The sequence below is a fragment of the Rhodococcus sp. IEGM 27 genome, from assembly GCF_033142305.1.
Taxonomy (GTDB): domain Bacteria; phylum Actinomycetota; class Actinomycetes; order Mycobacteriales; family Mycobacteriaceae; genus Rhodococcus_F; species Rhodococcus_F oxybenzonivorans.
In genome coordinates this window covers 595,480-615,199 of sequence record NZ_JAWLSG010000001.1, presented here as the reverse complement: position 1 = coordinate 615,199, position 19,720 = coordinate 595,480, and the positions used below count along the sequence as shown (strand labels likewise).

The following is a 19,720-nucleotide window of genomic DNA, read 5'->3' as shown; positions in this document are numbered from 1 at the left end:
CCTCAGTCCTGGTACACGGCGGCCGGAGGGACGGGCGACGGTCCCAGCATCGACAACCAGCGGTTGTATGAGTCGGTCCAGGTTCCGTCGCGGCGGATCCGCTCGAGGGTGCCGTTGACGAACCTCACCAGGTCCTCGTTCGATTTGGTGATGCCGATTCCGTACGGTTCGGCGCCCATGCTGTCCCCGACGAGCTCGAGGTACGGGTCCTGAGATGCCAGTCCGGCCAGAATCGTGTCGTCGGACGTCACCGCGTCGACCTGCCGTTGCTGCAACACCACCAGGCAGTCGGACCACATCGGCACGGTGAGGATCTCTGCCGTCGGCGCCACCTGCTGCAACCGCTCCAACGAGGTGGTGCCGCGCACCACACATACCCGTTGTCCGGCCAGATCCGCCGGACCGCGGATGGGCGAGCCCTTGACGACGAGGACGCGTTGTCGCGCCTCGAAGTACTGGCTCGAGAACGCCACCCGCTCTCGCCGGTCGCAGGTGATCGTCATCGTCTTGGCGACGACATCGACCAGCGATTGCTGCAGCGCCCGTTCACGATCGGCGGACGTGAGAATTCGGTACTCCAGGCGCTCCGGGTCACCGAACAGATCCCGTGCGATCTCACGGGCGATGTCGACATCGAACCCCTCGATCGTGCCGGTTGCCGGGTCGCGGAAACTCATGAGGTTACTGCCGGTGTCCAACCCGACGATCAGCCGGCCCCGCGCGCGGATGGCGTCGACGGTCGGGCTCGGTGGTGGTGCGCCTGCGTCGGAAACGGGGCGCAGACTGGCTGTGGGATCGCCGCAATCGCCGCCCGGCGCGGGAGCCGGTGTCGAACGGTCCGTCGGTGCCGGGGCGACGCCGGCGGGCAACGGCGGTTCGGTGTACGAGATGCTCGGCGAACCGACGTGCCCCGACGTCGACTGGGCGCAACCGCAGAGGAGCAACGCCAGCGCTAGCACCACGGGTGTTATCCGGTGCGGCCTCACTGATACTCCCTCAACCGCGGCCACAGTCCGATGATAATTCCGATCACGGCGATCAGCGTCAGGGCGAAGGCCCCCGGGCCCAACGCTGTCAGCACCCCGGATGCGGACGCCACATGGGAGCGAAGGTGATCACGGGCAGAGTCGATGCCTTCGGTGAGTGCATCGTCGAGAGCAGTGAACTGGGCGGCCGAATTCTCGTCTCCGGGTCCGATGGCGATGGCCGCGCCGGTGAGGAAATCGCCTTCGGCGAGAACGGTGTTCATCCGTTCGTGCGCCGCCGACCATCGGTTCCATGCTTCCTCGGCCCGGGTCACCTCGGCGTCACCGACCGGGTTGTCGTCCTCGCGCGCATAGTTCGACAGCACCGCACCGAGCTGAGCGGACTTGTCGTCGAACACCGCGTCGTAGTCGCCGTTCGAATCGCGCCGCACCAACCGGAGTGTCTCCTCGGTGCGCGCCTGCTGGGCGAGGATGCGGCCGGTGGTCAATTCGTGCAGCGGCCGGGCACCCTCGGTGAGTGCACGATGGGTGTCGAGAGCCGAGATCAGCCCTGCTATCAGCATCCATGCCAGCAGAATGGCGGTCGCCGACGATGCCAGGATCAAACCGAGATTGAACGTGCGCCGAGTGAGCCGGGCCAGCACTACCTGGGTGAGGACCAATCCCACCGCGGCAGTCAGCAGGAGCGCGAGAGCGAACCACGGAGGCCGTGAATAGTTACTCTGCGTCGACGCCACACGGGCCTCGTGCCCGGCGTGCAACTGCTGCGCCATCGGAAGCAGGCTCGTCTGCATCAGCGTCGAGGCCTCCCCGAGGTAGGCCGCCCCGACGGGGTTGCCCACCCGGTTGTTCGCCCGCGCGGTCTCGACGAGCCCGGTGTACACGGTGAGGTCGGTGGAGATGGAGGCGAGGAGTCGGCGGCTGTCCGCTTCGCTCGCTGCCAGCCCGCCGGAGGCATGGACGAGATCCGCCGACGCCGTGCCGATCGCCTGCGCGTACCTGTCCCGAAGGTCTCCCGGCTCGAGACCCCCCGAGATGAACGCCGTCGTGGCTGCGGCGTCGGCCACCGACAACGCGATATACAGATTCTGCGCCGAGTACGACAGCGGTTCGGCATCCACGAGGACGGCGTCGAGCGTGGCCGCCCTGCCGTTCACCGTGGAGGTGGCCACCAGACCGGCGGCCACGCACAGGAGCATGAGCAGAATGCCGAGACCGGTCAGTCTGGCCGGGGTCGAGTGGAGGAAGGCGCGCAACTCCCTACGGCGAGCCACCGCCGGATCGACCTCGTCGTCCCCGAGGGCCGACAAAGCTCGGCTACCGTGGGGTTCGATCGACGGTGCCTCACGCAGAACCACGTCGCACCCCTTCTGGAAACGGCCGCACTGTGTGGGGAGCATATAAGCTGCCGCGCCGGGAGGCGGTCAACCGGACGGAGCGCGGGATCGTGCCCCCGGCCGAACGGAGCCCGAACGGGGCCGTGAGCTGGCGAGGCCGGGAGAAACCGTTAGTGTGAGGGAACTGCAGGTGACCCATCAGGTCGGACAGGGGTAGTCGATGCGTGGTGACGGGGACGGCTGGGCAACCGGTCCGGACGGCAGTCGTCATTGGGGCAAGCACGGTGCGGCCGGATTGTTGTTGCGTGCTCCGCTCGCGGACGAGACGCCGGCGGTGCTGCTCCAACATCGTGCGGTCTGGAGCCATCAAGGCGGGACGTGGGCGTTGCCCGGCGGCGCCCGGGACAGCCACGAGACGACGACCCATGCTGCGGTCCGGGAAGCCCACGAGGAGACCGGCATCGAGAGCGCGGCCATCCGGGTGCGCACCGAGGTCGTGACGATGGAAGCCGCCAGCGGTTGGAGCTACACCACGGTGATCGCCGACGCCGAGCGCCCGCTCCCCACCGTTGCCAACGGTGAGAGCACGGAGCTGCGCTGGGTTCGTGAATCCGACGTTGCAGGGCTGCCGCTCCATCCGGGGTTCCAAGCGGGCTGGCAGATGCTGCGCACCACCGAGGTACGGCTCGTCCTCGCCGGGCACGACGTTCTGGGGGAGCACGCCTCGCTGACACACTTGTCAAAGGCGTTGCCTCGCACGATCCACTTGCCCGACGGAACCTACGGCTGGCTCCCGCGCATCGAGGTGCTCGACTCGCTCGAGGTGTTCGGTGGCACTGCGGAGCCGGCAGGCCATGGCACCACCGTCGGAACGGTGACCGCCGTGGTGACCGCTGACCCCGAACTCGTCGACCAACTCGCGGGCACCGTCCTCACCCTGGAGCCGTCGACCGTCCTGGGCTGGCTGGATCAGCCGTAACTCAGCTGTTGCCGCGGAGCATTCCGGCGAGTGAGCGCGCCGCCGCCTGAGGGTCCCGGGCCTCCGTGATCGCCCGCACCACGACGATGCGGGTGGCTCCCGCAGCCAGAATCTCCGGTACTCGCGACTCGTCGATGCCACCGATCGCGAACCAGGGTCGGGTGGGCTGCGCATCGGCTGTGGACCGCACCAGCTCGATGCCCGCTGCCGTGCGTCCCGGCTTGGTGGGGGTGGCCCACACGGGCCCGGTGCAGAAGTAGTCGACGTCGTCCTCGATCGCCGCGAGACTGGCCTGCGCCCGGCTGTGGGTGGACCGGCCGATCAGGACGTCCGGCCCTACGACGTTCCGGGCGTACGGCACCGGAAGGTCGCCCTGGCCGAGGTGCAGGACATCGGCACCGGCTGCGAGCGCCATGTCGGCGCGGTCGTTGACGGCGAGCAGGGCGCCGTGCCTCCGTGCGACGGCGGCGAGCACGGACAGTGCCGCAAGTTCGTCGCGTGCGTCCATCGGACCCAGCTCGCGCTCGCCGGCCGAGCCCTTGTCGCGGAGCTGGATGATGTCGACACCACCGGACAGCGCGGCTTCCGCGAACTGTGCCAGGTCACCTTTCTCGCGTCGAGCGTCGGTACACAGGTACAAACGCGCAGCTCCGAGGCGACGCCGACGTTCTGCATGGCTGGTGTGATGCGAGGTGGTCACGGCATGACGGTAGCCTCTACGGTGAAAGTGCAACACGGGAGTCCCGGGATCGTGGGGCTGAGAGGGGCTCACGCCGAGCCCGACCGTCATACCTGACCCGGATCATGCCGGCGCAGGAAGTGAGGTGGTGTTCGATGTCAACGGTTCTGAGACCACGGTCGGTGTCCGTCGTCGGCGGCGGGGTGATCGGGCTGTCGATTGCGTGGCGCGCCGCCCACGCCGGGTGGTCGGTCCGCCTGTACGACCCGGCGATCGGCTCGGGTGCGTCGTGGGTGGCAGGGGGAATGCTGGCACCGCTGTCCGAGGGCTGGCCCGGCGAGGAGAGTGTCCTCGAGCTGGGCAGTGCGTCACTGGACCGGTGGCCCGACTTCGGCAAGGAGCTCGAGGCCGCCGCCGGTGTCGAGCTGTTCACGTCGGCCAGTTCACTCACCGTCGCGCTCGACGCCGCCGATGCCGAAGATCTGCGCACCATCGCCGAATGGGTAGGTGCGCAGGGACGCGATCTGCAGATCCTGAGCCGCAGCGAGGTGCGCGAACTCGAGCCGATGCTCGGGCGTGGGGTTCGGCTCGGACTGCTTGCGGTCGCGGAACTCGCCGTCGACAACCGGTTGCTGCTGGCGGCACTGCGGACGTGCGCAGTCGACGCCGGAGTGGAGTTGATCGAGGAGAGTGTGTCCGACCTCGGCCTGCTCGACACCGACCAGATCGTCCTCACCGCAGGCGTCGCGTCGCCGTCGCTGTGGCCGGGTCTTCCGGTTCGCCCGGTGAAGGGGGAGATCCTGCGACTGCGTGCCCGTCCCGGGGTGACGCCGGCGCCGGGTCGCACCATCCGTGGCAGTGTGCACGGCCGTCCCGCGTACCTCGTGCCGCGGGCCGACGGAATCGTCGTTGGCGCGACTCAGCACGAATCCGGCCACGACACCCAGGTCACCGTCGCCGGGGTGCGCGATCTCATCGCCGACGCCGAAGCACTGATGCCTGCGATCGGTGAGTACGAACTGCGCGAGGCCTCGGCCGGTCTGCGGCCGATGACTCCCGACAATCTGCCCCTGATCGGGCGAGTGTCGGATCGGGTCGTGGTGGCGACGGGACACGGACGCAACGGCGTCCTGCTCACCCCCGTCACCGCTGACGCGACGGTGGCACTGTTGGAGGGATCGGCTCTCGCCGAGGTGAAGGCTGCCGATCCCGGACGTTTCGAGAAAGTAGCGAGGTAGAGATGAGTGAGCAGCAAGTCGTGGTGCCCGTCGGCATCACCGTCAACGGCGAGGACCACGAGTTCGCGGTAGCGCCCACCGTCGCCCAGCTGCTGGAGACGCTGAACCTGCCCACGAAGGGCATCGCGGTAGCAGTCAACGGTGCCGTGTTCCCGAAGGCCCGCTGGGACGAAGTCGTGGACCGCGGCTGGGACATCGAGATCCTCACGGCGGTGCAGGGTGGCTGACGTGACGCCGGTCGCGCAGAAGGGCCTGACCATCGCCGGCCGCACCTTCGACTCGCGGCTGATCATGGGCACCGGCGGGGCAGCCAACCTCACCGTGCTGGAAGAGGCGCTGGTGGCATCCGGCACCGAGTTGACGACCGTCGCGATGCGCCGGGTCGACGCGGCCGGCGGCACCGGCGTGCTCGACCTGCTGCGGCGGCTCGACATCGCTCCGCTGCCGAACACCGCGGGTTGCCGGGGCGCGGCCGAGGCGGTGCTCACCGCGCAGCTCGCCCGTGAAGCGCTGGAAACCGACTGGGTGAAGCTCGAGGTGATCGCCGACGAACGCACCCTTATGCCCGACGCGATCGAGCTCGTCAGTGCGGCAGAGCAATTGGTCGACGACGGCTTCGTCGTCCTGCCGTACACCACGGACGACCCGGTGCTGGCCCGTCGGCTCGAGGACATCGGGTGTGTTGCCGTGATGCCCCTGGGGTCACCGATCGGAACCGGATTGGGCATCGCCAACCCGCACAACATCGAAATGATCGTCGACGGGGCCGGAGTGCCGGTGATTCTCGACGCCGGCATCGGAACCGCGAGCGACGCCACCCTGGCGATGGAATTGGGCTGTGACGCCGTCCTCCTCGCCACCGCCGTCACCCGGGCCAAGGACCCGGCGCTGATGGCGTCGGCGATGCGCGGCGCCGTCGTGGCGGGATACGAGGCACGTCACGCGGGCCGGATACCCAAGCGATTCTGGGCCCAGGCGTCGTCCTGACCGCTTCCGTGCGGGTGGCGTTCTCAGGGTTCTGTCGGGGTGGGTCCAGGGACGGGTGGTACCACGGGACGAGTCGACAGTAGACCCACGGCGGATGCGCCTCACCCCATGGTTCGGGCATCCTCGTCACCATGATTGAAGTGAGGGGACTGACAAAGACCTTCGGTGCGACGAAGGCGGTGGACAACCTGACGTTCACCGTCCAGCCGGGTATGGTCACCGGCTTCCTCGGGCCGAACGGTGCAGGCAAATCGACGACGATGCGGATGATCCTCGGGCTGGACCGTCCCACCGCGGGCACGGCGCTGATCGACGGCAAGCCGTACCGCGAGCTGGTGCAGCCGCTCCGGACCGTGGGCGCACTCCTGGACGCCAAGTGGGTGCATCCCAACCGCTCCGCCCGCGCCCACCTGCAGTGGATGGCGGCCTCGAACTCGCTGCCGAAGAGCCGGGTGGACGAGGTGCTGCACCTCGTGGGCCTCACGGAGGTGGCCGGCAAGAAGGCCGGTGGGTTCTCGCTCGGCATGTCCCAGCGACTCGGCCTGGCCGCCACCCTTCTCGGTGACCCGAAGGTTCTGCTGTTCGACGAGCCGGTGAACGGTCTCGACCCCGAGGGCATCGTGTGGATCCGCAAATTCATGCAGCGCCTCGCGGCCGAGGGACGCACCGTGCTGGTGTCGAGCCACCTGCTCTCCGAGATGGCACTCACCGCAGAGCATCTGGTGGTCATCGGCCGTGGGCGCCTGATCGCAGACACGACGGTGTCGGAATTCGTGAGCAAGTCCTCGGAATCGACGGTGCGGGTGCGCAGTCCGCAATTGGATGCGCTGCGGAGCGCGCTGACGTCGAATGGGCTCACGGTCCGCGAGGACGGATCAGACGGGCTGCAGGCGCTCGTCGTGGTCGATTCGTCCACCGACGTGATCGGCGCGATCGCCGGATCGCAGGGAATCACCCTCCACGAGTTGGCGTCTCAGCGCGGTTCGCTCGAGGACGCCTTCATGAAACTGACAGGAGACGACGTGCAGTACCACGCAGAAAGCGTCGACGACGTGATGAGGGGTGCACTGTAATGGCTGTTCTCAATGCGGAACGCATCAAGATCACCTCCACCCGGTCGCCGTGGTGGTGCACCGTCATCATCGTCGTGCTGGGTCTCGGCCTGGCCGCGGTCATCGGGTTGAGCGCGAAGGCCAGCATCAACTCCTTCAACGACCAGTTGGCGGACGGGAAGGAACCCGATTTCGAACCCTTCCTGCCGCAGATGGCCGATGCCGTCGGCGGCGTCTCCGGATTCGGTGTCCTGGTCCTGATGATCCTCGCGACCCTGGCCGTGACCAGTGAATACCGCTTCGGGGTCATTCGCACCACGTTTCAGGCGATTCCGAACCGCGCCTCCGTCCTCGTCGCCAAGGCCGGCCTGATCGGCGCGTTCGGTGCCGTGCTGACCTTCGTCCTCACCTTCGGGGCGTACGCCATCGCGAAGGCGACCGCGGGCAACGAGGCAGGTGCTGCCCTCACACTCTCCGGTGGGGATGCGTGGCGGTCGATCTACGGAGTGCCTATCTACGCGTTCCTGTGTGTCGTGCTCGCCGTCGGGATCGGTGCGTTGCTGCGCCAGTCGGCGGGAGCGATCGCGCTACTGCTGCTCTGGCCGCTACTGATCGAAAGCCTGTTCAACCTGTTCGGATCGTTCGGTGAGAAAATCATGCCGTTCCTGCCGTTCCTCAATGCCAATCACTTCCTCGGGGCACCGCAGGGCGTGGACTTCCACTGGGGACCGTGGGGCAGTCTCGTGTACTTCGCGGTGTTCGTCCTGGTGATCTTCGGGGCCAGCCTGGTGGTGGTGAACAAGCGCGACGCGTGAGACCGATAGAGTACTTTCGCCCTGCCTCTCCGCCAGGTGAACGTCGGGAGACCTGGCTGGGATCGTAGGCAGGGCGGGGAGCCTGTGGGCCGGTGCGACATCCATTCGCACCGGCCCACAGGTGGTTCTGCGTTAGGCTCCCGACATGCGACTACGGGGACTTTTCACCGTCGGAGTGACCGGTGCGCTGGTGCTGGCCGGATGCTCGTCCACGAGCGAACCGGAGTCGCCACCGGTCGACGCGAGCGCACTCGCCGGATCGGTCACCGAGGACGCGCTGGTGGCGCATCTCGAGGAACTGCAAACCATCGCCGACGACAACGACGGCAACCGCGCCGCAGGCACCCCCGGATACGAAGCCAGCGTCGACTACGTGGCACAAGTTCTGACGGACAACGGCTTCGATGTCCAGACCCCGGAATTCGAGTTCCACAATTTCGATGTCGCCGCCGAGAAACTCAGGTCGCGCGATCGTGACCTCGAGGTACGAGCACTGTCCTACAGCCCGTCCACCGGACCCGAGGGACTGACGGCGCGATTGGTGCCGGCTCGCCAGGACGAGACCCCGGGGTGTGAGGCAACGGATTACGACGGTCTCGACGTCAACGGAGCGATCGTGCTGGTCAACCGGGGTATCTGCCCGTTCTCGGCCAAACAGCAGATAGCGGCCGAGCGCGGCGCTTCGGCCGTGATCGTGGTCAACAACGAGGACGGGCCGATGAGCGGCGGCACTCTCGGCGATCCGTCGGCGGGCAAAATTCCCACCGGCGGGGTGAGCAGGGCCGACGGCGACACGCTCCGGCAGGGCGGCGGAGACGTCACGCTGACGCTCGAAACCAGCACCGAGACCAGCACGTCCCGTAACGTCATCGCCCAGACCACGACGGGCTCCACCGACGATGTCGTCATGGTCGGCGCTCATCTCGACAGCGTTCCCGAGGGTCCCGGCATCAACGACAACGGCACCGGCGTGGCAGCGATCCTCGAAACGGCGGTCCAGCTCGGCAGTTCCCCGGACGCCGACAACGCGGTGCGGTTCGCCTTCTGGGGCGCCGAAGAACTGGGCCTGCTCGGCTCCGAGGCCTACGTCACCGGCCTGAGCGAGGCGGAACGCAACGACATTGCGCTCTACCTGAACTTCGACATGCTCGGCTCGGAGAACGCCGGCTACCTGACCTACGACGGCGACAACTCCGACAACGTCGGCGAAGGGCCCGGCCCCGAAGGTTCGGCGGGAATCGAGCGCACTTTCGTCGAGTACCTCGGTAAGAACGGCATTGCCGCGAACGGCACCGATTTCGACGGCCGCTCCGACTACGGTCCGTTCATCGAGCAGAAGATTCCGTCGGGCGGGGTGTTCAGTGGTGCCGACGACAAGAAGACCGCCGAGGAGGCCCAGAAATGGGGTGGCACACCCGACGCCGTGTTCGACAAGCATTACCACAGCCCGACCGACACCCTCGCGAACATCGACCGGGCAGCTCTTGCGAAGAATGCGTCCGCGGTGGCCTACGCAGTCGGGGTCTACGCGGAATCACTGGCCGGTCCCAACGGTGTCCCCACCGGCGCCGATCGGGAGAAGGCTCGGGCAGCGCAGTGACGTCCGATTCGTCACGGGCTTCTGCCTGTGACGCTGGGTTACCCTTGCGCTCGTGAGCGAAGACCCGGCCGACGACAGCGCTGCCGAACTCGACGCTGCGTCGGAGGAGAGTAGACAGGACAAGGTTCTGGGCTGGGTGGGGGCACTGAACCGTCGGCCCCAGCTGATCGAAGGACTGCGCAGGGTCCGCCGTGCCTTGCCGGGAGATCCGGCATTCGGCGACCCGCTGTCCACCGCAGGCCCCGGCACCGCACGCGCCGTGGCCCGCGTGGCGGACCGCTTCCTCGACCATCAGCCGGGAGCGTCCCGGGAGATGAGCCTCGGCGCCCTGCAGGTGTGGCAAGCGCTGCTCGAGCGCACCGGCCGCGGCCGGGGAACCCGGGAAGTGACCATCGTGTTCACCGACCTCGTCGGCTTCTCGAGCTGGTCTCTCCCCGCAGGCGATACCGCCACCCTCGCGCTGTTACGAGACGTCGCCAAAGCAATCGAGACACCGATGGTCGACCGAGGCGGGCACGTCGTGAAGCGGATGGGCGACGGCGTGATGGCCGTCTTCCCCAGCCCTGATCGCGCCGTCGACGCAGTCTTCGCCGCGCAGGACGCGCTCCGGAATGTCGAGGTCGACGGCTACCGTCCGCGGATGCGGGTCGGAATCCACACGGGGGTTCCCCGGCAGCTCGGCAGCGATTGGCTCGGCGTCGACGTCACCATCGCGGCCCGCATGATGGAACTCGGCGGGGACGGCAACGTCATGGCGTCGTCCGCCACCCTCTCGGCGCTTCAGCCGGGGACGCTCGAGGAACTCGGTATCAGCGTCAAACCGTGGCGCCGCGCCTTCTTCGCCCCCGCCCCCAGCGGGGTGCCGTCCGACCTCGGCATCTGGCGGCTGCGGCTCCGCCGCCCGTGAGTACTTCTTAACCGCCGCAGGTTAATAAGTACTCACGGGGGACGAAGTCGCCAGAGGGGGGAGACGGGGCCATGACCGGCTCCCAGGTCGTACGACGCCTCGAGGCACTTGGTGACCCATTCCTTGCCGAACGCGACGGCGTCGGGCACAGACCACCCGTGGGCGAGTGCGCTGGCGATGGCCGCCGCGAGGGTGTCGCCGCCTCCGTGGTCGTTGCCGGTGTCGATCCGGGGGCTGCTGAACTCCCGGAAGGTGTCCCCGTCGAAGAGCAGGTCGGTACTGACCTCCGACGTACGCAGGTGCCCACCCTTGACGATCGACCACTGGGCCCCGAGCGCGTGCAGAGCCTCGGCTGCGCGGCGCGCGGTGGCGTCGTCCACCACCTCGATCCCGGTGATGAGCCGGACCTCGTCGAGGTTCGGTGTCACCACCGTCGCGATCGGGATCAACGTGTTCCGTACGGCGTCGAGCGCTTCGGCGTGGAGCAACGGATCGCCGTGCATCGACGCGCAGACCGGGTCGACGACGAGCGGGACCGGATGCTCGCGCCCGATCCCCACTTCTGTGCAGACACTCGCGACGGCCTCGATGATGGCGGTGGACGCCAGCATGCCCGTTTTCGCCGCTCCCACGCCGATGTCGCCGACGACGGAGCGGACCTGCGCCGCCACCGTCTCGGGTGGAATTTCGTGGAACCCGCTCACACCGACGGAGTTCTGCACGGTCACGGCGGCCACCGCGACGCATGCGTGGACACCGCACAGAGCCATCGTCCGTGAGTCGGCCTGAATTCCGGCGCCACCACCGGAATCGGTGCCGGCGATGGTGAGGACTCGGACGGGGGTCTGGCCGTCGGGGGCCAGGGGCAGCAGCTTCACGGAGGGGACCTTACCGATTCTCTGAGGTGACGGATTCGACGGGCAGATATACGCGGCCACCTGCGCCGACGAACTCGTCCGACTTCTCGGCCATACCCGCTTCGATGGCCTCCACCGAATCGAGGCCGTTCTTCTCGGCGTACTCCCGGACATCGGCGGAGATCCGCATCGAGCAGAACTTCGGGCCACACATCGAGCAGAAGTGGGCCGTCTTCGCGGGCTCCGCAGGCAGGGTCTCGTCGTGGAATTCGCGGGCGGTGTCCGGGTCGAGGGACAGCGCGAACTGGTCGTGCCAGCGGAATTCGAAGCGCGCCTTGGACAAGGCATCGTCTCGTTCCTGCGCCCGAGGGTGCTGCTTGGCGAGGTCGGCCGCGTGCGCGGCGATCTTGTACGTGATCACGCCGGTTTTGACGTCGTCGCGGTTCGGCAGCCCGAGGTGCTCCTTCGGCGTCACGTAGCAGAGCATGGCGGTGCCCGCCTGCGCGATCATCGCCGCACCGATGGCCGACGTGATGTGGTCGTAGGCCGGGGCGATATCGGTGGCCAATGGGCCCAGGGTATAGAACGGCGCCTCTTCGCACAGTTCCTCCTCCAGGCGTACGTTCTCGACGATCTTGTGCATCGGCACGTGTCCGGGGCCTTCGATCATCACCTGCACGCCATGGGATTTCGCGATCTTCGTGAGCTCACCCAGGGTGCGAAGCTCCGCGAACTGCGCCTCGTCGTTGGCATCCGCGATCGAACCCGGCCGGAGTCCGTCGCCGAGCGAGAATGTGACGTCGTAGCGGTGCAGGATCTCGCACAGCTCCTCGAAGTGCGTGTACAGGAACGACTCCCGGTGATGTGCCAGGCACCAGGCCGCCATGATGGAGCCGCCGCGCGAGACGATGCCGGTGACGCGACGCGCCGTCAGCGGAATGTATCGCAGCAGCACCCCGGCATGAACCGTCATGTAGTCGACGCCCTGCTCGCATTGTTCGAGCACGGTGTCCCGGTAGATCTCCCAGGTGAGGGCGGTCGGATCGCCGTTCACCTTCTCGAGTGCCTGATAGATCGGCACGGTGCCCACCGGGACCGGTGAATTACGCAGGATCCACTCGCGTGTCTCGTGGATGTTCTTGCCGGTCGAGAGGTCCATGATGGTGTCGGCGCCCCAACGGGTGGCCCACACCATCTTTTCCACTTCTTCGGCGATCGAGGAGGTGACCGCACTGTTGCCGATGTTCGCATTGATCTTCACTGCAAACGCCTTGCCGATGATCATCGGCTCGAGTTCTGCATGCTTGCGGTTGGCCGGGATCACGGCCCGCCCCGCAGCGACCTCGGCGAGCACGGTGTCCGGTGAGACACCCTCGCGCGCAGCGCAGTACCGCATTTCCGGGGTGAGGACGCCCGCCCGGGCGGCGTCCAGTTGGGTCTGCCCGCGATCCCCGGACCACTGCTCGCGGATGCGGGGCAGTCCGGCGGCAACGTCGATCTGGGCGTTGGGATCGGTGTACGGGCCGGAGGTGTCGTACAGGTCGAGATGCTCACCGTTGGTCAGGTGGACGCGCCGGACCGGTACGCGGATGTCGTCGCTCCACTGCACGTATTCCTTGGTGCTGCCTGCGATCGGCCCCGTCGTGACGGACGTGGCCGTAGATACAGTTCTGCTCATCGAGATGCTCCCTACGCCGGCATTACCCGGACAGGTTCGACGGTCGACGGCCCTAGCCGTCCTCTCAGCCCGCTGGTGCGAGCCCCCGTGGATGTGTAGTTGTCGCACAGACTGTAACCGACATGTCTGTGAGAAATCATTCGGGGGAACCTTGGACAGCAGCCCGGTGAGTCGGTATAAATGGTGACGTACATCACGTTTTGATCACGAAGCAAACACCAGGAGGTCGCAGTGCTGACGGACTCGCAGGTTGTGGACGTGATCGACAATGCCGGCCAGAACCGCTTCGAGCTGCGGCTGAGTGGGGATCTGGTCGGAATCCTCGGATACTACGACCTCTCGGGGCCGCCGACCGGGGCCGGCGCCGGGGTGGGGGTGACGGCCGGTCGGCGCCCGACCGGCGTCCCGGCTCCGATCGTCTCGTTCATGCACACGGTGATCGTCGAGGACTTCGGGCATCGCGGACTCGCGTCGATGATGGTGGGGCGCTCCCTCGACCTGGCCAGGGGATACGGCTGGAAGGTGCGACCGGTGTGTACTTACGTCCAGCGCTTCTTGTCGGCCCATCCGGAGTATCGCGATCTGGTGGTACCGATCGAACGCTGACCGCTGGACGCGAAAAACCCGGCAACGAATCGATCCCGGTTACGGCGTTTGTGCTCCCCCAGTCTGCGACTTACTGGTTCCATGGTGGCATGGATCACATTTCGAAGTCTTCCCTGTCGGGCAGTGTCTCGGCGTCGGGCAATGTCTCGGCCGCCGACGTTCGTGTACTCGACAATCCGGCTCACGAACGCTTCGACTTGTGGCTCGGTGACGAACTCGTCGGGATTCTCGGCTATCGCGACGAGGACGACATTCCCGGCTTCACGGCGAAACCGGGGGAGGTTGTGGCGTTCATGCACACGGTGGTGAAAGAGGAATTCGGCGGACGGGGATTGGCGGAAACACTCGTCCGCGCAGCCTTCGACGAGGCACGCGCTCGCGGGTGGAAAGTGCGCCCGATCTGCACCTACGTCCAGCGCTATCTCTCGCGGCACCCGGAGTCCCTCGACATCCTCGTCGAGGACTGAACGTCTCTACGCCTCCACGCTCGTGCAGGTGCGTCAGTCTCCGAGGTCGACGATGACCGGCGCGTGATCGCTCGCGCCCTTGCCCTTACGTTCGTTGCGGTCGATCTCCGCCTTGTCGACCCGGCCGGCGAAAGCGGGCGAGCCGAGGATGAAGTCGATCCGCATTCCCTGTTTCTTCGGGAATCGCAGCTGCGTGTAGTCCCAGTAGGTGTACACGCCCGGACCCGGCGTGTGCGGCCGCACCACATCGGTGAAACCTGACTCGAGAAACGACCGGAACGCCTCCCGCTCGGGTGCGGAGGTGTGCGTCTTGCCTTCGAAGAGGGCAGGATCCCACACGTCGTCGTCGGTGGGCGCGATGTTCCAGTCGCCGACCAAGGCGATCTGCTCCTCGGGATTCTTCTCCAGCCACCGGACCGCATCCGAACGCAGCTTCGACAGCCACTCGAGCTTGTAGGTGTAGTGCGGATCCGCCAGCTCGCGTCCGTTCGGAACATACAGGCTCCACACGCGGACACCGTTGCACGTGGCACCGATCGCGCGGGCTTCCTCGACAGGGGCAACCTCTGGATCCTTGTGGAACCCGGGCTGATCGTCGAAACCGATCCGAACGTCCGTCAGCCCCACGCGGGACGCGATGGCCACCCCGTTCCACTGACTGATACCGACGTGCGCCACCTCGTAACCGAGCTCGCGGAAACGCTCGTACGGAAACTGCTCATCCTTGCACTTGGTCTCCTGCATGGCCAACACGTCGGTGTCGGTCCGCTGAAGCCAGTCGAGGATCCGGTCGGTACGGGCACGAACAGAATTCACGTTCCAAGTAGCGATGCGCACGCCGCCAGCCTAGTGCCCGCCGCCGACAGGTTCCGTCGCGTACCGGTACCGATGGTGTGCAACGAAGCCGAGGCCGCGATACATCGCCTGAGCACCCTCGTTCTCCGCGGCCACCTGCAGGCAGGCATGGGTCGCTCCCTGCTCGCGACCCCACGCGATCATCTCGCCGCAGATCAGGCTGCCGATACCGCGCCTACGGTGGGCCTGCGCCACCTCGACCGCGGTGAGTCCCACCCACAGGCGGCCGCCCGGGGCCGAGGTCACCGAACCGCGTGCGACTGCGAGGAGGGTGGAGTCGGCGGCGCCGATCCGGCCGAAGCCGAGCGTGCCGCCGCGGACGGCGTCGAGCACGTCGACCGCGAAGTCGGGGAGCGCGGACCCGCGGTACCGGTAGAGCGCGAGCCAATCGGAGTCGGGACGATCGGTGATCGTGGTCGTGCGAGGGCCCCGGGGAAGAGTGAGATTCGCGATATCTGCGGCCATCACCACTACCTCGTCGCTGAGATTCCATCCTGGTGGCACCCTTCCCAGCCGATCGGGAAGCAGAAGCCGCAACGGGCGCTCGCGCTCGGCGTACCAGTCGCGCAGACGATCGAGCGTGCTGCCGGGGGAGCTGTCTGCCAGGTCGCCGACCGTGCCCGGGTCACCGAGAGGGGCCGCCGAGTTCGCGCGCCCGGTGAATCCGTGACCGTACCGGGCCAGCCACCCGTCGATCCAGGCGTGTTCGACTCCCGGCCAACCGTCGGCGGAAGCCAGTTCGAGCGCTCGGATCTCGCTGGTGCGGACCGGCCGCGCGGGGACGGCCTTGAGTGCGATGACCCGGTCCGGTTCCACCTCGACGACCGAACCGTCCGCCGCACGGACGGTGACGAACGGCGCGACGCCCTCCAGAATCCCGACGACGTCGGTCATCGGATGGCTGTGGCCGGGAGGCAATGCGTAACGCAGCACCACCCGGCTACCGACAGGAATGTCAGTCGTCATGCCCGAAGGGGTCTTCGACCGTTCCCGGCACCCAGCTCAGGCCCGGGACGCCCCAGCCGGCGCGTTTGATCGTTTTCTTCGCTGCCCGCGCGTTGCGGCCGATCAGCATGTCGACGTAGAGAAAACCGTCGAGGTGTCCCACCTCGTGCTGCAGCATCCGGGCGAAGAATCCGCGCCCCTCGATGTCGACGGGATTGCCGTCGGCGTCCGTGCCGGTGACTCTGGCCCAGTCGGCGCGGCCGGTGGGGAACTGCTCGCCCGGCACGGAGAGGCAGCCTTCGACGTCGTCGTCCGGGTCGGGCATGGTCTCGGGAACCTCGGACGTTTCGAGCACCGGATTGACGACGCAGCCGCGACGGCGGAAGGCTTTGCCGCTGTCGTCGACGTCGGGGCAGTCGTAGACGAACACGCGCAGTGACTCGCCGACCTGGTTGGCGGCGAGCCCGACACCGTTGGCGGCGTCCATCGTGTCGTACATGTCCGCGATGAGTTCGGCGAGCTCTGCGGGTGACTGGGACACCGGCTCGGTCGGCTTGTGCAGTACCGGGTCGCCCACGATCCGGATGGGGAGGATGGCCATGGTTGTCAAGGATAGTGCGGCGCGCCCGCGTCGCCGGCACTGCCTGCGGCCTTCCTCATGGTTGAATAGTCGCTGAAGTACAGCTGTGTAATTCGTTGCTCGGTCGACCCACGCGATCGAGGAGCCGGGGGAACGTGGTTTCGCTGAATTCGAGCGAGAGCTAGTAGTCGAGGAGTGACATGGACGGCGCAACAGCGCGTAGTCGGAACCAGTCCGAGCGCACCGACAACGACAACTCCGCAGGGGTCGACGAGGTCGGGACCGACGGACTGAGCCGTCGGGAACACGACATCCTGTCCTTCGAGCGCCAGTGGTGGAAGTATGCCGGGGCCAAGGAAGAGGCAATCAAGGAGCTCTTCGACATGTCGGCAACCCGGTACTACCAGGTGCTCAACGCCCTGGTCGACCGCCAGGAGGCGCTCGCGGCAGATCCGATGCTCGTAAAGCGGCTGCGGCGTCTGCGCGCCAGCAGGCAGAAGGCTCGCGCCGCCCGTCGCCTCGGGTTCGACGTCACCTAGTAGCCCGGTCGCTAAGGTCGACACCGTGAGCAATCAGAATCCGCAATCGTCCGGCCCGCCGTTACGTGCCCTCGCCATGGTGCTGATTTCTCTCGCGATCCTCTTCGCCGGTCTCGGGTTCGCCTCACTCGGCGATTCGGACTCGGGGAACACTGCGGCCACCGTCACGACCGCCTCCGCGGCTCCGCCGGCTTCGCCCGCGGCGCGCACGACGACTGCGACCGCGTCGGCGTCGGGTGCCACCTCGACGTCCGCGTCGGCGAGCACCACGTCCGGCGCCTCGGGTACATCCGCGTCCGCCGACGCGTCGTCGGTGCCCGTGCGGGTGTTCAACAACAGCAACGTCACCGGACTCGCCGGACAGACGGCCACCGAACTCACCGAGGCCGGCTGGACGGTGGCCGAAACGGGGAACTACAGCGACGGAACGATCTCCGAAACCACCGTCTACTACGGCAATTCGCCTGCCGAGAAGGAAGCGGCGACGCAGATCGCCGCCGAACTGGGGGCTACGGCCAAACCCCGATTCGCCGGTATCGCGAACTCTTCCGCAGGCGTCATCGTCATCGTCACCGCCGCCGGGTAGCGCGAGCGCCGGGGCAGGCTGGACCGGAAGGCCGGTCCAGGGGCGTCGTGGTTATGATCAGATGCACTTCTTCGCCACCTCAAAGGAGCGGTATTGATGGCCTCGAGTACTACCCGTCGGATGTCCTGGCGCATTGTCACCCCCGTGGTGGCCATCGCTGCGTTGGGGCTGACCGCCTGCAGTAACAACGAGGAGCCGTCCGACGTCTCGGGTACCACGCCCCCCGTGTGGACCGGAGCCGCCGATCCCAGTGCCGCAGACGTTCCCGGCGATGCAGGCCACGGTTCGGCCGGCGGGCACAGCGAGAGCGGAAGCGACACCCTCACTGCGACGTTCAAGAATGCCGAAGGTAACGACGTCGGCACCGCCACCTTCACGCAGTCCGGCGAGCACGTCGAGGTCACCGTGTCCGTCAAGGACCAGACTCCCGGGTTCCACGGCTTCCACGTGCATTCGGTCGGCAAATGCGAGACGAACTCCGTCGCCCCCACCGGCGGTGCACCCGGCAACTTCCTCTCCGCCGGTGGACACTTCCAGGTCGAGGGACACTCCGGCCACCCGGCCAGCGGAGACCTCACCTCGCTGCAGATCCTCGAAGACGGTACCGGCGAATTGGTCACTACCACTGACGCCTTCACTGTGGAGGACTTGAAGAACAGCGATGCCGGGACCGCGGTCATGATCCACTCCGGCGCCGACAACTTCGCGAACATCCCCACCCGGTACGCACCCGCTCCCGATCAGGAAACCCTGAGCACCGGGGACGCAGGCTCACGTGTGGCCTGCGGTGTCCTGGGCGAAAGCTGAGATCTCCGACATCCCGGTTGACGCCGGGATGTCGGTGTACTGCCGCACCGTGCGGCCTGTGGTTGGATCGGAATCGTGGTAGTTCCCTTTCCCGGTTCGCCGCGGCCGACACTGGGTGTCGAGTGGGAGATCGCGCTGGTCGACAGGGTCACGCGGGATCTCTCCAACACGGCCGCCGAGGTGTTCGATGCGGTGGCGAATCTGGCGGGCCCCGAGGATCCGCGCATCACCAAGGAGTTGCTGCGCAACACCGTCGAACTCGTGACCGGCATCCACTCCACCGTCGGCGAGGCAATGAGCGATCTCGACGAGTCGCTCGATCTGCTGCGGCGGGCTGCCAACCCTCTGGGTGTCGACCTGATCTGCGCCGGCACCCACCCGTTCGCCCAGTGGTCCACTCAGTTGGTCACCCGCACACCTGACTACGACGAGCTGATCGAACGCACGCAGTGGTGGGGGCGGCAGATGCTGATCTGGGGTGTGCACGTTCACGTCGGTGTGTCGTCACCGCAGAAGGTGTTCCCGATTCTCAATGCTCTGCTGCAGCGGTATCCGCATCTACTGGCGTTGTCGGCGTCGTCACCGATGTGGGCGGGCGTCAACACCGGGTACGCCAGTAACCGTGCGCTGATGTTCCAGCAGTTGCCCACGGCCGGGTTGCCCTACCAGTTCGCGAATTGGGCGCAGTACGAGGACTTCATCAGTGATCAGATGAAAACCGGGGTGATCACCAAGATCGGCGGCATGCACTGGGACATCCGCCCGGCTCCGCGCTGGGGCACCATCGAGGTGCGGGTTTTCGACGGCATTTCGACCCGCGCCGAACTCGGTGCGCTCGTGGCGCTCGTGCATTGCCTGATCGTCGATCTGGACCGGCGTTTCGAGGCCGGCGAGAACCTGCCGAACCTGCAGCCGTGGCATGTCAAGGAAAACAAGTGGCGGGCGGCGCGGTACGGGCTCGACGCCGAGATCATCCTCGACTCGGACAGCAACGAGAGGCTCGTCACCGACGACCTGAACGATCTGCTCGAGAAGCTCGCACCCACCGCTGCGCGTCTCGGGTGTGCGGACGAACTGGCGGCTGTGGCCGATATCCCGCGCCGCGGGGCCTCCTATCAGCGCCAACGCCAGGTCGCGGAGGCCACCGGGGGCGATCTGGTGGCCGTGGTCGATGCTCTCGTGAAGGAGCTGGGCACCTGACACCGCGGTGCCGGGGTCGG

The 19,720-nt window shown here is 67.0% G+C and carries 22 protein-coding genes and 2 riboswitches; of the genes, 14 read left to right on the top strand and 8 right to left on the bottom strand.

The genetic code is table 11. The features are described 5' to 3' along the window. Positions 1-2: 2 nt before the first annotated feature. Both R4P95_RS02940 and R4P95_RS02935 read right to left on the bottom strand, forming a co-directional pair. The gene (locus R4P95_RS02940; RefSeq protein WP_317743537.1) at positions 3-986 is read right to left on the bottom strand and encodes a transporter substrate-binding domain-containing protein; all 984 of its coding nucleotides are present in this window, start codon (positions 984-986) and stop codon (positions 3-5) included. Next, on the bottom strand, positions 983-2,344 hold the full coding sequence (locus R4P95_RS02935; protein ID WP_317743536.1) for a hypothetical protein: 1,362 nt from the start codon (positions 2,342-2,344) through the stop codon (positions 983-985). Before R4P95_RS02935 ends, R4P95_RS02940 begins: the two co-directional genes overlap by 4 nt. A 199-nt stretch (positions 2,345-2,543) precedes the next feature. Here R4P95_RS02935 and R4P95_RS02930 point away from each other — a divergent pair, with 199 nt between their 5' ends. After that, positions 2,544-3,302 carry an NUDIX hydrolase gene (locus R4P95_RS02930; protein ID WP_317743535.1) on the top strand — a complete coding sequence of 253 codons (759 nt, stop codon included), beginning with the start codon at positions 2,544-2,546 and terminating at the stop codon, positions 3,300-3,302. A 1-nt stretch (position 3,303) separates the two neighbouring features. Here the strand turns inward: R4P95_RS02930 and thiE are convergent, their stop codons facing one another. Beyond that, positions 3,304-4,002, bottom strand: a complete 699-nt coding sequence (gene thiE / locus R4P95_RS02925; protein ID WP_213573204.1) for a thiamine phosphate synthase — start codon at positions 4,000-4,002, stop codon at positions 3,304-3,306. A 24-nt stretch (positions 4,003-4,026) separates the two neighbouring features. Further along, a riboswitch (TPP riboswitch) is annotated at positions 4,027-4,140 on the top strand. Here thiE and thiO point away from each other — a divergent pair. The 7 genes from thiO (at position 4,137) to R4P95_RS02890 (ending at position 10,580) form a co-directional block, all read left to right on the top strand. Then, entirely contained in the window at positions 4,137-5,219 is a 1,083-nt protein-coding gene (gene thiO / locus R4P95_RS02920; RefSeq protein ID WP_317743533.1) for a glycine oxidase ThiO, read from the top strand. It overlaps the preceding riboswitch by 4 nt. 2 nt (positions 5,220-5,221) lie before the next feature. After that, a complete protein-coding gene (gene thiS / locus R4P95_RS02915) occupies positions 5,222-5,446 on the top strand; it encodes a sulfur carrier protein ThiS (protein WP_159920084.1) in 225 nt (74 codons plus the stop codon). Continuing rightward, a complete protein-coding gene (locus R4P95_RS02910) occupies positions 5,439-6,206 on the top strand; it encodes a thiazole synthase (RefSeq protein WP_109327637.1) in 768 nt (255 codons plus the stop codon). Before thiS ends, R4P95_RS02910 begins: the two co-directional genes overlap by 8 nt. A 131-nt stretch (positions 6,207-6,337) precedes the next feature. Beyond that, entirely contained in the window at positions 6,338-7,279 is a 942-nt protein-coding gene (locus R4P95_RS02905) for an ABC transporter ATP-binding protein (protein ID WP_213573202.1), read from the top strand. Then, positions 7,279-8,073 carry an ABC transporter permease gene (locus R4P95_RS02900; protein ID WP_109327640.1) on the top strand — a complete coding sequence of 265 codons (795 nt, stop codon included), beginning with the start codon at positions 7,279-7,281 and terminating at the stop codon, positions 8,071-8,073. The genes R4P95_RS02905 and R4P95_RS02900 overlap by 1 nt, the downstream gene beginning before the upstream one ends. Positions 8,074-8,218: 145 nt before the next feature. Further along, positions 8,219-9,673 carry a M20/M25/M40 family metallo-hydrolase gene (locus R4P95_RS02895; RefSeq protein ID WP_317743532.1) on the top strand — a complete coding sequence of 485 codons (1,455 nt, stop codon included), beginning with the start codon at positions 8,219-8,221 and terminating at the stop codon, positions 9,671-9,673. Positions 9,674-9,725: 52 nt separating this feature from the next. Continuing rightward, positions 9,726-10,580 (top strand): adenylate/guanylate cyclase domain-containing protein, encoded by an 855-nt coding sequence (locus R4P95_RS02890; RefSeq protein ID WP_317743531.1) that lies wholly within the window; start codon positions 9,726-9,728, stop codon positions 10,578-10,580. A gap of 32 nt (positions 10,581-10,612) precedes the next feature. On the opposite strand, the gene thiD is transcribed toward R4P95_RS02890, so the two are convergent. Next, complete coding sequence (gene thiD, locus R4P95_RS02885) at positions 10,613-11,458, bottom strand: bifunctional hydroxymethylpyrimidine kinase/phosphomethylpyrimidine kinase (RefSeq protein WP_213573199.1); 846 nt, start codon at positions 11,456-11,458, stop codon at positions 10,613-10,615. 10 nt (positions 11,459-11,468) lie between these two features. Further along, on the bottom strand, positions 11,469-13,115 hold the full coding sequence (thiC, locus tag R4P95_RS02880; protein ID WP_213573198.1) for a phosphomethylpyrimidine synthase ThiC: 1,647 nt from the start codon (positions 13,113-13,115) through the stop codon (positions 11,469-11,471). Next, positions 13,107-13,214, bottom strand: a riboswitch (TPP riboswitch). It overlaps the preceding gene by 9 nt. 132 nt (positions 13,215-13,346) lie before the next feature. Here thiC and R4P95_RS02875 point away from each other — a divergent pair. Both R4P95_RS02875 and R4P95_RS02870 read left to right on the top strand, forming a co-directional pair. Further along, positions 13,347-13,721, top strand: a complete 375-nt coding sequence (locus tag R4P95_RS02875; RefSeq protein ID WP_213573197.1) for a GNAT family N-acetyltransferase — start codon at positions 13,347-13,349, stop codon at positions 13,719-13,721. An 89-nt stretch (positions 13,722-13,810) separates the two neighbouring features. After that, the gene (locus tag R4P95_RS02870; RefSeq protein WP_213573196.1) at positions 13,811-14,188 is read left to right on the top strand and encodes a GNAT family N-acetyltransferase; all 378 of its coding nucleotides are present in this window, start codon (positions 13,811-13,813) and stop codon (positions 14,186-14,188) included. Positions 14,189-14,221: 33 nt separating this feature from the next. On the opposite strand, the gene R4P95_RS02865 is transcribed toward R4P95_RS02870, so the two are convergent. From R4P95_RS02865 to R4P95_RS02855, 3 genes are read right to left on the bottom strand one after another with little or no spacing between them, the layout of a single operon-like run. Continuing rightward, entirely contained in the window at positions 14,222-15,025 is an 804-nt protein-coding gene (locus R4P95_RS02865) for an exodeoxyribonuclease III (protein WP_213573195.1), read from the bottom strand. Between the two features lie 9 nt (positions 15,026-15,034). Continuing rightward, the gene (locus R4P95_RS02860) at positions 15,035-16,009 is read right to left on the bottom strand and encodes a GNAT family N-acetyltransferase (RefSeq protein WP_317743530.1); all 975 of its coding nucleotides are present in this window, start codon (positions 16,007-16,009) and stop codon (positions 15,035-15,037) included. Continuing rightward, positions 15,999-16,589 (bottom strand): peptide deformylase, encoded by a 591-nt coding sequence (locus tag R4P95_RS02855; protein ID WP_109327654.1) that lies wholly within the window; start codon positions 16,587-16,589, stop codon positions 15,999-16,001. Before R4P95_RS02855 ends, R4P95_RS02860 begins: the two co-directional genes overlap by 11 nt. 179 nt (positions 16,590-16,768) lie before the next feature. Here R4P95_RS02855 and R4P95_RS02850 point away from each other — a divergent pair, with 179 nt between their 5' ends. From R4P95_RS02850 to R4P95_RS02835, 4 genes are all read left to right on the top strand, one after another. Beyond that, positions 16,769-17,107: a DUF3263 domain-containing protein gene (locus R4P95_RS02850; RefSeq protein WP_109327656.1), complete on the top strand. Its 339-nt coding sequence runs from the start codon at positions 16,769-16,771 to the stop codon at positions 17,105-17,107. 76 nt (positions 17,108-17,183) lie between these two features. Beyond that, on the top strand, positions 17,184-17,693 hold the full coding sequence (locus R4P95_RS02845; protein WP_397517673.1) for a LytR C-terminal domain-containing protein: 510 nt from the start codon (positions 17,184-17,186) through the stop codon (positions 17,691-17,693). Between the two features lie 96 nt (positions 17,694-17,789). Continuing rightward, positions 17,790-18,500 carry a superoxide dismutase[Cu-Zn] gene (gene sodC, locus R4P95_RS02840; RefSeq protein ID WP_213573192.1) on the top strand — a complete coding sequence of 237 codons (711 nt, stop codon included), beginning with the start codon at positions 17,790-17,792 and terminating at the stop codon, positions 18,498-18,500. Between the two features lie 75 nt (positions 18,501-18,575). Next, complete coding sequence (locus R4P95_RS02835) at positions 18,576-19,700, top strand: glutamate--cysteine ligase (RefSeq protein WP_213573191.1); 1,125 nt, start codon at positions 18,576-18,578, stop codon at positions 19,698-19,700. The last annotated feature ends 20 nt before the right edge of the window (positions 19,701-19,720 follow it).

What these genes read in the sequence shown, in the direction of transcription:
- R4P95_RS02930 (WP_317743535.1), top strand. Translation starts at nt 2,544, where the DNA reads ATGCGTGGTGACGGGGACGGCTGGGCAACCGGTCCGGACGGCAGTCGT.
- thiO (WP_317743533.1), top strand. Translation starts at nt 4,137, where the DNA reads ATGTCAACGGTTCTGAGACCACGGTCGGTGTCCGTCGTCGGCGGCGGG.
- thiS (WP_159920084.1), top strand. Translation starts at nt 5,222, where the DNA reads ATGAGTGAGCAGCAAGTCGTGGTGCCCGTCGGCATCACCGTCAACGGC.
- R4P95_RS02905 (WP_213573202.1), top strand. Translation starts at nt 6,338, where the DNA reads ATGATTGAAGTGAGGGGACTGACAAAGACCTTCGGTGCGACGAAGGCG.
- R4P95_RS02900 (WP_109327640.1), top strand. Translation starts at nt 7,279, where the DNA reads ATGGCTGTTCTCAATGCGGAACGCATCAAGATCACCTCCACCCGGTCG.
- R4P95_RS02895 (WP_317743532.1), top strand. Translation starts at nt 8,219, where the DNA reads ATGCGACTACGGGGACTTTTCACCGTCGGAGTGACCGGTGCGCTGGTG.
- thiC (WP_213573198.1), bottom strand. Translation starts at nt 13,115, where the DNA reads ATGAGCAGAACTGTATCTACGGCCACGTCCGTCACGACGGGGCCGATC.
- R4P95_RS02870 (WP_213573196.1), top strand. Translation starts at nt 13,811, where the DNA reads ATGGATCACATTTCGAAGTCTTCCCTGTCGGGCAGTGTCTCGGCGTCG.
- R4P95_RS02860 (WP_317743530.1), bottom strand. Translation starts at nt 16,009, where the DNA reads ATGACGACTGACATTCCTGTCGGTAGCCGGGTGGTGCTGCGTTACGCA.
- R4P95_RS02855 (WP_109327654.1), bottom strand. Translation starts at nt 16,589, where the DNA reads ATGGCCATCCTCCCCATCCGGATCGTGGGCGACCCGGTACTGCACAAG.
- R4P95_RS02850 (WP_109327656.1), top strand. Translation starts at nt 16,769, where the DNA reads ATGGACGGCGCAACAGCGCGTAGTCGGAACCAGTCCGAGCGCACCGAC.
- R4P95_RS02845 (WP_397517673.1), top strand. Translation starts at nt 17,184, where the DNA reads ATGGTGCTGATTTCTCTCGCGATCCTCTTCGCCGGTCTCGGGTTCGCC.
- sodC (WP_213573192.1), top strand. Translation starts at nt 17,790, where the DNA reads ATGGCCTCGAGTACTACCCGTCGGATGTCCTGGCGCATTGTCACCCCC.